The following is an 11,823-nucleotide window of genomic DNA, read 5'->3' on the forward strand; positions in this document are numbered from 1 at the left end:
CCTGACACCCCGCCAACAGCTCACCCCTCGCACCCCGCCAAAGGGCCTACTCCGCAGTCGGGCTCAGCTTCGGCGGAGCCGCAGGCTCCCAGTGGCGGAGGGCGGCCGATTCGATGTCGATCTGGTGGCGGAGGGCGGTGAGGTCGTCGGAGGCGAACTGGTGGGCGCGGTCCTGGGCGGCCCAGCGCAGGGAGTCCGCGGAGTGGGTGATGCGGTGGGCGCGGGTGGAGAGGTCGGGGAGGAGCGCGGCGAGGCGGGCGCGGTCGGGCTCGCGCTCCAAGAGGGCCAGCTCGCGGTCGAGGGTGCGGGCGTGGTCGTTGAGGCGGGCCATGAGACCGGCGGCCTCCGTCAGCGACGGGTCGTGTTCGAGGGCGCGGAAGGTGCTGTCGATGGCGGTGCGCAGGTCGATACGGAGCTGCGCGACCTGGCCCGCGGGGCCGGTGGTGGTGTAGCGGCGGGCCTTGAGCTGGGTGTCCTCGATGGCGCGGCGCGCCTGGGCCGAGGCGCGGGCGACACCGCGGCGCGCGGCGCGCACCGTCTTGACGGTGGCCACGACCCCGAGCGTGACGAAGGCGAGGAAGAGCACCAGGACGACGAAGCCTGCGATTTCCACGGGCGCTCTCCTCCAACCTCGAACGGCGGACACTCCACCATCCACCGTAGACGTCTCCACCGTAAACGGGAGGGGCAGGCCGCGGGATCCGGCCGATCCCCCAACCTGCCCCTTAAGGGTCGCGCTCCGCGAGGCGGCGCCCCCTGCGAAGCAGCCGCGGCCTCACACCACGATGTTGACCAGCTTCGGCGCCCGCACGATCACCTTGCGCACCGCCGCACCGCCCAGCGCCGCGACGACGGCCGGGTCGGCCAGCGCCTGGGCCTCCAGCTCGGTGTCGGAAATGGTCGGAGGAACCTCCAACCGTGCCCTGACCTTGCCCTTGATCTGGACGACGCACACGACGGCCTCGTCCTGCGCCAGGGCGGGGTCGGCGACCGGGAAGGGCTCGTGCACCAGGGAGGAGGTGTGGCCCAGCCTGCTCCACAGCTCCTCGGCGATGTGCGGCGCCAGGGGCGCGATCAACAGCACCAGGGGCTCGGCGATGGCGCGCGGCACGGGGCCGCCCGTCTTCGTCAGGTGGTTGTTCAGTTCGGTGATCTTGGCGATGGCGGTGTTGAAGCGCAGGCCCGCCATGTCGCCGGTGACACCGTCGATCGCCTTGTGCAGCGCGCGCAGCGTGGCCTCGTCGGGCTCGGCCTCGGAGACGGTCACCGCGCCGGTGGCCTCGTCCACGACATTGCGCCACAGGCGCTGCAACAGCCGGTACTGGCCGACGACCGCGCGGGTGTCCCAGGGGCGGGAGACGTCCAGCGGGCCCATCGCCATCTCGTACAGGCGCAGGGTGTCGGCGCCGTATTCGGCGCAGATCTCGTCGGGCGTCACGGCGTTCTTCAGGGACTTGCCCATCTTGCCCAGCACACGGCTGACGGGCTCGCCCTGGTAGAACCAGCCGCTGTCCCGCTCCTCGACCTCGACGGCGGGCACCGCGATGCCGCGCGCGTCACGGTAGACGAACGCCTGGATCATGCCCTGGTTGAACAGCCGGTGGAACGGCTCCACGGACGAGACGTGGCCCAGGTCGTGCAGCACCTTGTGCCAGAAACGGGCGTACAGCAGGTGCAGCACCGCGTGCTCGGCGCCGCCGACGTACAGGTCGACGCCGCCCGCGGGCTGCCCCTCGCGCGGGCCCATCCAGTACTGCTCGATGGCTGGGTCGACCAGCCGCTCGCTGTTGTGCGGGTCCAGATAGCGCAGCTCGTACCAGCAGGAACCGGCCCAGTTGGGCATGGTGTTGGTCTCGCGGCGGTACGTGCGGACGCCGTCGCCCAGGTCCAGCTCGACCGTCACCCAGTCCTCGTTGCGCGACAGCGGCGGCTCCGGGGAGGTGTCCGCGTCGTCGGGGTCGAAGGTGCGGGGGCTGTAGTCGTCGACCTCGGGCAGGGCGACGGGCAGCATCGAGTCGGGCAGCGCGTGCACGACGCCGTCCTCGTCGTAGACGACGGGGAAGGGCTCGCCCCAGTAGCGCTGACGGCTGAACAGCCAGTCGCGCAGGCGGTAGTTGACGGTGCCCTCGCCGATGCCGCGCTCGGCCAGCCAGGCGGTGATCACGGCCTTCGCCTCGACCACGCCCAGGCCGTCCAGGGACACCCCGGACCCGGCCGAGTTGACGATCGTCGCGTCGTACGACCCGAAGGCGTCGTCCCACTGGGCAGGGTCGGTGCCGCGGCCGTCGGTGGGGGCCACGACACAGCGCATCGGCAGTTCGAAGGCGCGGGCGAAGGCGAAGTCGCGGGCGTCGTGGGCGGGCACGGCCATGATGGCGCCGGTGCCGTAGCCCATCAGCACGTAGTCCGCGATGAAGACGGGGACATTTTCACCGCTGACGGGGTTTACGGCGAAGGCGCCGGTAAAGACGCCTGTCTTCTCCTTGGCGTCGGCCTGCCGCTCCACGTCGGACTTCGAGGAGGCGAATTTGCGGTAGGCGGCGACGGCCTCGGCGGGCGTGGCGTGGCCGCCGGTCCACACCTGGTGGGTGCCCTCGGGCCAGGCGTCGGGGACGATCGCGTCCACCAGGTCGTGCTCGGGGGCCAGCACCATATAGGTGGCGCCGAACAGCGTGTCCTGACGGGTGGTGAAGACCGTGATCGGGCGGTCGGCGCCGGCCACGGGGAAGTCGACGCGCGCGCCTTCGCTGCGCCCGATCCAGTTGCGCTGCTGCTGCTTGATGGCCTCGGGCCAGTCCAGCAGGTCCAGATCGTCCAGCAGCCGGTCGGCGTACGCGGTGATGCGCATCATCCACTGGCGCAGATTGGCCTTGAAGACGGGGAAGTTGCCGCGCTCGGAACGGCCGTCGGCGGTGACCTCCTCGTTGGCCAGCACGGTGCCCAGTCCGGGGCACCAGTTGACCGGCGACTGGGCGACGTACGCCAGCCGGTGGCCGTCCAGGACACCGGCGCGCTCGGCGACGGTCAGCTCCGCCCACGCGCGGCCGTCGGGGGTCGCGCGGACGCCGCCCTCGTACTGCTCGACCAGCTCGCTGATCGGGCGGGCGCGGGCGGCCTCCTCGTCGTACCAGGAGTTGAAGATCCGCAGGAAGATCCACTGGGTCCAGCGGTAGTACTCCGGGTCGATCGTGGCGAAGGAGCGGCGCTTGTCGTGGCCCAGGCCTAGCCGCCGCAGTTGCGCCGTCATCGTGACGATGTTGGCCTCGGTGGTGACCCGCGGGTGGGTGCCGGTCTGTACGGCGTACTGCTCGGCGGGCAGGCCGAAGGCGTCGAAGCCCAGGGTGTGCAGCACATTGTGGCCGGTCATCCGCTGGTGGCGGGCGTAGACGTCGGTCGCGATGTAGCCCAGCGGGTGGCCGACGTGCAGTCCCGCGCCCGAGGGGTACGGGAACATGTCCATGATGAATTTCTTGGGGCGCGCGGCCGTCTCGGGGTCGCCGTCCAGGTCGCCGCTGGGGTTCGGCGCCTCGTAGGTGCCGTGGGCCTGCCAGAAGTCCTGCCAGCGGCCCTCGATGTCCGCGGCCAGTTCGGCCGTGTAGCGGTGGGGCGCAGCCGTCTCGGCGGCCGGGGTGATCTCGCTCATCGTCCTCGGTACTCCATCGATGTCTTGACGGCTGCGGCCCGGAAGCCTGCTGCCCGTCGCTGCCTGCGGAAACAAAAAAGCCCCTCGCGCAGGAGGGGTGCCGCACTGACGGGGTTCTCGGTCAGCGCGGCTCGCTAAGCAGGAGGCTCACAGCTCGCATGGCATCAGGTTACCGCAGCGGGGGCGGGGCCCGCACCGAGGATCGCTCCCCGGTACGGGCCCCGCTTCACCGCGTCCGAAACGCTTCCGAAGCGCGTCCGCACGCCTCGGATCCGCGCCGGATCGGCGTAGAACCATGTCCGAAACGCGGAGGCGCGTCGGATCAGAACCGCGTCACACCGTTCTCAGAACCGCGTCACACCGTTCAGTGCTTGCCGTTCTTCTTCGGCGGCAGGTACGACTTCACGTAGTCGGCACCCGGGGTGCCGACGCCGGTGACGTCGTCGTAGCCGACCGTGGCGTGCAGCGACGCGTCCGCACCGAGGGTACGGAGCGAGGTGATCGTGCCGTCCGAGGCGTCGAAGGCGTTCGCGAAGTCGACACGCACGACGGCGAGACCCTGGCCCTGGCCCAGCGGGTGGTCGGTCACGTCGTGGTACGCGGACGTGCCGTACTTGTTGTAGATGAGCGGGTTGGCGAAGCCGATCGCGATGCCGTTACGGGCCTGCTGCGACAGCGCCTGGACGCCCGCGATCACCGGCGCGGCGAGCGAGGTGCCGCCGATCCGGTACTCGCTGTACTGGAGCGACCCGTCGGGGAAGGTCTGGGTCTGACCGACGAGGAAGCCGGTGTTCGGGTCGGCGACCGCGGCGATGTCGGGCTCGACACGCTGCTTGACGGTGCCGCCGTTGGCGAGCGCCAGCGAGTCGGGGACGACGCCGCGCTGGTAGTACGGCTGCGCGTACAGCTTGCTGGTGCCGCCGCCCGCGCCCGAGGTGTACGGGCCGGGGAAGCCCACCCAGGACTTGCCGTCGGCCGACAGCGGGGCGCGCTCGGTGCCCCAGCCGGTCTCCCACTTGTACTTGTCGTTCTTGCCGACCGCCAGCGAGGTGCCGCCGACGGAGGTGGCCCAGTCGGAGTTTCCGGGGGTGTCGGCCTGCTTCACACCGGTGGAGGCGACGTTGTCGCCGTTGTCACCGGAGGAGAAGTAGAAGCCGATGCCCTCGACAGCGCCCTGCTGGAAGACCTGGTCGTAGGCCGCGGCCACGTCCGGGGTCTCGTTGGCCTCGACGTCGCCCCACGAGTTGGAGACGATGTCGGCCAGGTGGCCGTCCACGACCTTGTTGAGCGTGTCGAGGAAGTCGTCGTCGTAGCAGGAGGCCGCGCCGAGGTAGACGATGTTCGCGTCGGGGGCGACCGCGTGCACGGCCTCGACGTCGAGCGTCTCCTCGCCGTACCAGCCGGACGCGCCGCACTCGTCGGTGTTGGTGAACTCGCTCGGCAGGACCTGCGAGAGCTGGCCCTTCTTGTACTTCTGGTCGCCGTTGCGCTTGGCGTACTGCGAGGCGTCGGCGGCGATGGTCGGCGAGGCGTACGCGTCGGTGATGGCCACCGTCACGCCCTTGCCGGTGTACTTGCCGGCGCCGTACGCGGCACGGAGCTGCTCACCGGTGTAGCCCTTGATCGCGTAAGGCGCCTTGGTGCCGTACGCGTTGGGGAGCTTGCTGTTGGTGTTCGAGCCGAAGTACGTGGAGAAGGGTCCGGCGTTCTTGAAGACCGCGTCCGGAGGCGGCAGCGTGTCGTCGTGGCTGGACTTCTTGGGTGCGTTGTCCAGGCCGGTGACGGTCAGCACCGCGCCCTTGAGCGAGGCGGGCGCGGACGCCGTGGTCGCCGGGGCGTGGTAAGTGTGGCCCGCCTTGGAGTAGTTGTGGAGCTGGGTGCCGAAAGCCTTCTCCGCGGCGGCCACGTCACCGGTCACGGCGATGTAGTGCTGGGAGGTCGCGGTCACCTTCAGGCCGGAGGACTTCAGCCAGTCGGTGACCTCGGCTATCTGGGCCTTCGTCGCACCGTAGCGCGACTGGGTCTGCGCGGTGGTCAGATAGTGACCGTAGTCAGCCGAGTTCGGATCCGAGACGGACTTGGCGTAGGCCGCGAGGCCCTTCGCGTCCCGTCCGGCCAGATAGACGCGGACGGACACCTTGCCGGTGTTCGCGGTCGCGCCCTTGTCTGCCTGGGTGGTGGCCCACTGCGGCTTGGTGCCGGAGAGGAGTTGGCGTCCGCTGGGCTGGTCGGCCGTGGCGGACTGGGTGCCAAGCGCGAGCGCGCCGGCGACCAGGGGCAGCGCGGCGGCCGCCACCAGTCCCACACGCGTTCTCTTGCGCTCAAATCTCATGAAACCCCCATGCGAAGCGAGTTGTCGCGAAGTGCGGTGTCGCCGCTATCCGTACGGCTCGTACCGCAGAGCGACACTCTTTCGCTGATCGGTTCATGTCAGGGGCATGGTTTTCCCAAGAGCGGGTCAAGGAACGGTAGCCACCGCCCGTCGTGCGTATGGCCGTTCAGGTCGCGTGCCCGATCGGGCGCGGGACCCGTCGGGGCCGCCCGCCCGGTCAGGCGGGGTGCTCGTCCAGCTTCTGGAACAGCCGGTGGAAGCGCAAGGTCGATCCCGCGGGAACGTCGGGAAGTTCACGCGACCGCAATCGCCAGGCGGCCACGACCGCGGCCGTCAACTCCGTACGGCAGGTGTCGCGGTCCATCTCCGGCACGCCCTGACTCTTGGCGTAGGAGCGGTACATGACCATGTCCCGCTCGGTACGCGGGCTGACCGGCCAGCCGCGCAGCAGCGTCTCGACCGCGCGCACCCCGCGCGCGAACCGCTCGTCCCCGGTGCGCGCGGCCAGCGCCTTGAACCCCGGTACGAAACCGGCCATCCGCCACTCGACGTCCCGCTCGTCGCGCAGCGGATCGGCCCACGCCAGATCGGCCAGCGACACCGCGGTGAGCCAGCAGGCGATCTCGGGGCGGCCGGACTTGCCCTCCGCGATCGACCACTCGTAGAAGAACCGCCGGGCCGCCTCACGGGAGTTGACCATCGTACGGATCCGGCCGACATGCTCCTGCGCGACCGCCGTCAGCTCGTCGTTCATGGCGTTGTGCCGCAGCACCACGACGAGGTTGACCACCCGGCGCAGGTCGTCGGGCTCCTCCTCCACGGCCGCGCGGGCGGAGCCGATCGCGTACTCGGGCGAGCTGCTCAGCTTCTGCGACATGTACCGGAACTCCTTGGCGTCCAGGCCGCTTCCGGGCCGGGTCGCCACGCGGATGCCGACGCGGGTCAGGCGGGCGTAGATGTCCTTCATGTCGACGCCGAGGCTGCGGGCGACGCGCAGCGCCGACTCGGCGACCGCGCGGTGCCTGACGAGCAGCCGGTCGCCCGCGCGGGCCGCCGCCGCCTCCTCGCCGAGCGGGATGACGATCTCCTCCTCGACCCGGCTCACGTCGATGTTGAGCGCCTCGGCGAGCAGCCGCGGCGACATCTCCCGCACATTGATGCCGTGCAGGGCGGCGATCATGAAGAAGGCGTACGCGAGCGTGCGGCCGTTGCTCAACGGGTAGTGGACCAGGCGTCCGAGCATCTGCTGCACATGGCCGTCGAGCCGGTCGCCGACGCGGACCCGGAGCATGCCGCCGAGCAGCGCGCCGTCCTCCAGGCTGGCCTCCTCGCCGCGGACCGCCGCGAGCAGCGCCGCCACGCGGTCCTCGACCTGGTTGTACGAGGCGAGCTGGCCGAGCGCCTGCGACCGCGTCCACGCCTCGACGATCTCCCGCGCGTCCACGCCGTCCTTGCCGAGGCCGCGCAGGGCGATCCGCTTCGGCGTGACGTTCAGCGTGTTCCACGGCAGCGAGTCGGCCCTGACGGCCCGCCAGTCGGTGTCCCGCGCGGCCAGCAGGAAGTGCAGGTCCGAGCGGCCCTCAAGTCGCCGCAGGACGTCGAAGCAGCCGGTCGCGATCTTCTCCGCGTCGTCCGAGACGAAGAGCGTGTTGCGGTCCGGGTCCAGCTCCGCGATCCACTTCAGGTCCAGGGTGTCGCCGGAGTCCCGCCAGTACACCCGCCAGTCCTCGTGGCTGCTCGCGAGATCGACGGCGACCTGCCGGATCAGCGTCGACTTGCCCTCGCCGCTGGGGCCCACCACCAGGTGCACGGTGCTCGCCGAGCCGCGCTCGTACAGCAGATTCCCGGTGATACGCGAGACCGCCTCGCGGCGCGGCACGTCCGCCAGCACCGTCTCCCAGGTCGGCAGGGCACCGTCGAAGTAGCGGACCAGACTCTCCCGCGAGGCCTCGCGCCGACCGGCGAGGAACTCACGGTCGATCAACTGCCAGTCCAGCTGGTCCAAGAGGTCTCTCCCCCGTCGCTTCCGCCCTGTGCGCCCAGGGTAGTTGACCAGCCGTCAGGCCGGTCGGGTGACGGATTCCGCGGCCGGTCAGCAGACCGGTCCCGCGGCCGGTCCGAAGCCGCGCCCCGGAGCCGCGCCCCGCAGGAGCCGACCGCCGCGCAACGGAAAAGAGCGAGATCCGTCCGCCTTCTGCGGACAGGTCTCGCTCTCTCACTCGTGGAGCTACGGGGAATTGAACCCCGGACCTCTTGCATGCCATGCAAGCGCTCTACCAACTGAGCTACAGCCCCGCGTGGTGTCGGGCGGTGGGCCCGGCGACTCGGGATACATTACACGGCCGCGGGCCGGGACCGCCAACTCGTTTCCGGCCGGTGGCGGGCCTCCGACCTCGGGGTTCTGTGACGGCGGGAGGAGCGTGGTGGCGTGGGCGCGGTACGGCGGCGGCGGGCGGCGGCGGTGACCGCGGCCGGGGTCGGCTGCCTCGCGTCCTTCGCCGGATTCTGGGCGGCGCAGCGCGGCGCGCACGTGTCGATGATCGACCTCATGGTGTACCGGGCCGAGGGCCTGACGGTACGCGGCGGCGGTGACCTGTACGCGATGCGGGCGACGTACGCGCGGCTGCCGACGACGTATCCGCCGTTCGCCGCGCTGCTGTTCGTGCCGCTGACGTGGCTGCGGCCCGGGGCGATGCGGACGGCGGCGACGGCCGGGAATCTGCTGCTGCTGGTGGCGCTGGTCGCGCTGTCGCTGCGGCTGGCCGGCCGTCCGGTACGCGCGCCGCGGGCCGCGGTGGTGCTCGCCGTGGCCGCGGCGGCGGTGTGGTGCGAGCCGGTGTGGACGACCCTGCGCTACGGGCAGGTCAATCTGCTGCTCGCGGTGCTGGTGCTGTGGGACCTGACCCGCCCTGCCGCGCACCGCTGGGCGGGGGCCGGGATCGGGATCGCCGCCGGGATCAAGCTGACGCCCGCGCTCTTCGCCGTCTTCCTGGCCGTGGCGGGGGCGGCGGCGCTGCGCCGGGAGGGAAGCGGCGCGCCCTATGTGCGGCGCGCGCTGGTGGCGGGCGGCACCTTCGCCGGTACGGTCGCGGTCGCGGCGCTCGCGCTGCCGTACGACTCGCGGCGGTTCTGGACCGGGGTGGTGCTCGCGCCGGACCGGGTCGGCTTCGGCGAGGACACCGCCAACCAGTCGCTGCGCGGGGTGGTCGCCCGGTTCCAGCACACCGGGGACCCGGGGACGGTCTGGCTGGCGGGCGCCGCCGTGGCGGGTCTGGCCGGGCTCGCGGTGGCCGTCGCGGCGCTGCTGGCCGGGGACCGGCTGCCGTACGGGCCCGCGTGGGCGGCGGTGGCCTGCGCCATGACGGCGCTGCTGGTCAGTCCGGTGTCGTGGTCGCACCACTGGGTGTGGGCGGTGCCGATACTGGTGCTGCTCGGCTCCGAGGCGCTGCGCCGCGGGGACTGGCGGTGGGCGGCCGGGACGGCCGCGGCCTGCGGTCTCTTCTGTTCCTTCGCGCTGTGGGCGGTGCCGCACGGCCCCGGACGGCTGGAGCTGCGGCAGAGCGGGCCGCAGATACTGCTGTCGGCCGGTTATCCGCTGGCGGCCGTGGCGTTCCTGGCGCTGGCGGGCGCGCTGGCCGTCCGCGCGCTGTACACCATGCCCTCCAGGCGCGTGTCAACCGCCGAAAGCCGTCGTCCGGCGCCGATTCCGGAGGCGGCTCCCGACCCCGCGCCGCCCCTGGTCACGGCGCCCGCCCCCGCTCCGGCCGCCCCGGCCGCTCCGGCCGGAAGTTCATGAATCCTCAACATTTCCGGGGCGGATCCGCGGTTACGGTGGCTTTCGGCCGACTACGAGCCCCGCCGCCGGACGAGCCTGGAGACCGCTTTGACCACCGCGTTCGACCCCCTCGACCTCGGCGGTGTGCGGCTGCCGAACCGTATCGCCATGGCACCGATGACCCGCAGCAGGGCGTACGGTCCCGGACTCGCCCCGACCGACGCCGCCGTGCGCTACTACGCGCAGCGCGCCTCCGCCGGGCTGATCGTCACCGAGGGCGCCCAGCCCTCCCCCGTCGGCCAGGGCTATCCCGACACTCCCGGTCTGCACAGCGACGAGCAGATCGCCGCCTGGCGCCGGGTCACCGACGCCGTGCACGCGGCGGGCGGCCGGATCTTCGCGCAGCTCATGCACACCGGCCGGATCGGCCACCCCTCCCTGCTGCCCGACGGCCTCGTACCGGTCGGCGCCTCGGCCGTCGCCGCCCAGGGCACGGTCTACACGCGGGACGGGCCGAAGGAGTTCGTCGTCCCCGAGGAGCTGACCGAGGACGGCATCCGGCAGACCGTGGCCGACCACGCCGCCGCAGCCCGCAACGCGATCACGGCGGGCTTCGACGGCGTCGAGGTGCACGCGGCCAACGGCTATCTGGCGCACCAGTTCCTCGCGCCCAACTCCAATGTCCGCACCGACGACTGGGGCGGCTCCCCCGAACGCCGGATACGGTTCGCGGTCGAGCTGGTCACGGCGGTGGCCGGGGCGATCGGCGCCGACCGTACGGGCCTGCGCGTCTCGCCCGGCAATCCGCTCGGCGACCTCCACGAGCCGGAGCCGGGACCGACGTATGTCGCGCTGGTCCAGGCGATCGAAGCGGTCGGCCCCGCGTATCTGCACCTCATCGAGAACGACGACCGGGCGCTCACCCTGGAGCTGCGCAAACGCTTCTCCGGCGCCCTCATCCTCAACGCCCGTACGGTCGGCCGCCCTTCGGGCCCGGAGGAGCTGGCGCTGATCGAGGACGGCACCGCCGACATGCTCTCGTACGGCGCCCTCTTCCTCGCCAACCCCGACCTGCCGCGCAGGCTCCGCGCGGGCGGACCGTTCAACACCCCGGACCGGGCCACGTATTACGGCGGCGACGAGCGCGGCTACACCGACTACCCGTCCCTGGACGCGGAGGACGCGCAGGACGCGTAGGACGCACCGGCACAGGCCCCGTGCCTCAGGCCCGGCGCCGCCCGCTCCGCCGCCACTCGACCGCGGCCACGGCGCCGACCGACGACACCGCCGCCATGGCCGCCGACATCACGGCGTAGGCGTGGGCCCGAGGATGAGCAGCACGGTGAGCAGCGTCACCGCGGCGCCGAGCACGACCAGGCCCGGCAGGTCGAGACCGCGCCGCACCGCGCCCGCCGCCCCCGGGGTCCCGGCAGCCGTGGCCGCGCCGGGCAGGCGGGTCAAGGTCTTCCGGCACCACGCGGTCGGCACCGGCAATCTGTCGTCCAGCTCGCTGAGCATCGACGGCATGTCCGAGCACCGCGTCGTCGTCTACACCCCGCTCGGCGCGCAGGACACCCGCCGGATCGAGCGCCTGCGCGCCATCCCCGACCCGGTCGTCGGCTGCCCCGAGCACGGCCGCCCGCTCTCCGAGATCCTGCGCGAGAAGGCCGAGCAGGCCACGCGGGAGGGCCGGAACGCAGAGATCCCGCTCCCCCGGTGAGGGAACGGGACCTTCGTACGTGGCGGGTGGACCGTGCTCCCGGGTACTCCCGCCTCGGCGTCCGGCCCGGCCGACCTCACGGGGCTCCGGGTGGCGAAGCCCCCGCGGTGCGAGGCGCAGCCGGGCAGAAACGACAGAGGGCGGAGTGACTCGCGTTTCCGCGAGCACACTCCGCCCTCGACCTTGTGGAGCTACGGGGAATTGAACCCCGGACCTCTTGCATGCCATGCAAGCGCTCTACCAACTGAGCTACAGCCCCGCGTCAGCGCGGGTTTCCCCGGCGACGAGAAGAAGCATAGCCGGTGAGCGCGCCGGAAACGAAATCCGCTGCACCGCCGCGCGCGGACGCGTCC

The 11,823-nt window shown here is 71.8% G+C and carries 8 protein-coding genes and 2 tRNA genes; 3 read left to right on the forward strand and 7 right to left on the reverse strand.

The features are described 5' to 3' along the window. Positions 1-46 precede the first annotated feature (46 nt). The 5 genes from ACIP4Z_RS02610 to ACIP4Z_RS02630 form a co-directional block, all read right to left on the reverse strand. On the reverse strand, positions 47-613 hold the full coding sequence (locus ACIP4Z_RS02610; RefSeq protein ID WP_355348897.1) for a hypothetical protein: 567 nt from the start codon (positions 611-613) through the stop codon (positions 47-49). 162 nt (positions 614-775) lie between these two features. Continuing rightward, positions 776-3,643, reverse strand: a complete 2,868-nt coding sequence (gene leuS / locus ACIP4Z_RS02615) for a leucine--tRNA ligase (protein WP_401304488.1) — start codon at positions 3,641-3,643, stop codon at positions 776-778. A 364-nt stretch (positions 3,644-4,007) separates the two neighbouring features. Next, positions 4,008-5,975, reverse strand: coding sequence for a protease pro-enzyme activation domain-containing protein (locus tag ACIP4Z_RS02620; RefSeq protein ID WP_401304491.1), 1,968 nt, complete (start codon positions 5,973-5,975; stop codon positions 4,008-4,010). A gap of 217 nt (positions 5,976-6,192) precedes the next feature. Beyond that, complete coding sequence (locus ACIP4Z_RS02625; RefSeq protein ID WP_355348906.1) at positions 6,193-7,980, reverse strand: hypothetical protein; 1,788 nt, start codon at positions 7,978-7,980, stop codon at positions 6,193-6,195. Between the two features lie 217 nt (positions 7,981-8,197). Continuing rightward, a tRNA-Ala gene (locus ACIP4Z_RS02630) sits at positions 8,198-8,270 on the reverse strand. Positions 8,271-8,403: 133 nt separating this feature from the next. Here ACIP4Z_RS02630 and ACIP4Z_RS02635 point away from each other — a divergent pair. Together ACIP4Z_RS02635 and ACIP4Z_RS02640 are read left to right on the forward strand one after the other, a co-directional pair. Beyond that, a complete protein-coding gene (locus ACIP4Z_RS02635) occupies positions 8,404-9,771 on the forward strand; it encodes a glycosyltransferase 87 family protein (RefSeq protein ID WP_401304494.1) in 1,368 nt (455 codons plus the stop codon). A gap of 87 nt (positions 9,772-9,858) precedes the next feature. Continuing rightward, on the forward strand, positions 9,859-10,947 hold the full coding sequence (locus tag ACIP4Z_RS02640; RefSeq protein WP_401304497.1) for an alkene reductase: 1,089 nt from the start codon (positions 9,859-9,861) through the stop codon (positions 10,945-10,947). A 108-nt stretch (positions 10,948-11,055) separates the two neighbouring features. Here the strand turns inward: ACIP4Z_RS02640 and ACIP4Z_RS02645 are convergent, their stop codons facing one another. Continuing rightward, positions 11,056-11,277, reverse strand: a complete 222-nt coding sequence (locus tag ACIP4Z_RS02645; protein WP_401304500.1) for a hypothetical protein — start codon at positions 11,275-11,277, stop codon at positions 11,056-11,058. Here ACIP4Z_RS02645 and ACIP4Z_RS02650 point away from each other — a divergent pair. Then, a complete protein-coding gene (locus ACIP4Z_RS02650) occupies positions 11,276-11,470 on the forward strand; it encodes a hypothetical protein (RefSeq protein WP_401304502.1) in 195 nt (64 codons plus the stop codon). The genes ACIP4Z_RS02645 and ACIP4Z_RS02650 overlap by 2 nt on opposite strands. 186 nt (positions 11,471-11,656) lie before the next feature. Here ACIP4Z_RS02650 and ACIP4Z_RS02655 read toward each other — a convergent pair. Beyond that, a tRNA-Ala gene (locus ACIP4Z_RS02655) sits at positions 11,657-11,729 on the reverse strand. Between the last annotated feature and the right edge of the window lie 94 nt (positions 11,730-11,823).

The sequence above is a fragment of the Streptomyces sp. NPDC088910 genome, from assembly GCF_044749865.1.
Taxonomy (GTDB): Bacteria; Actinomycetota; Actinomycetes; order Streptomycetales; family Streptomycetaceae; genus Actinacidiphila.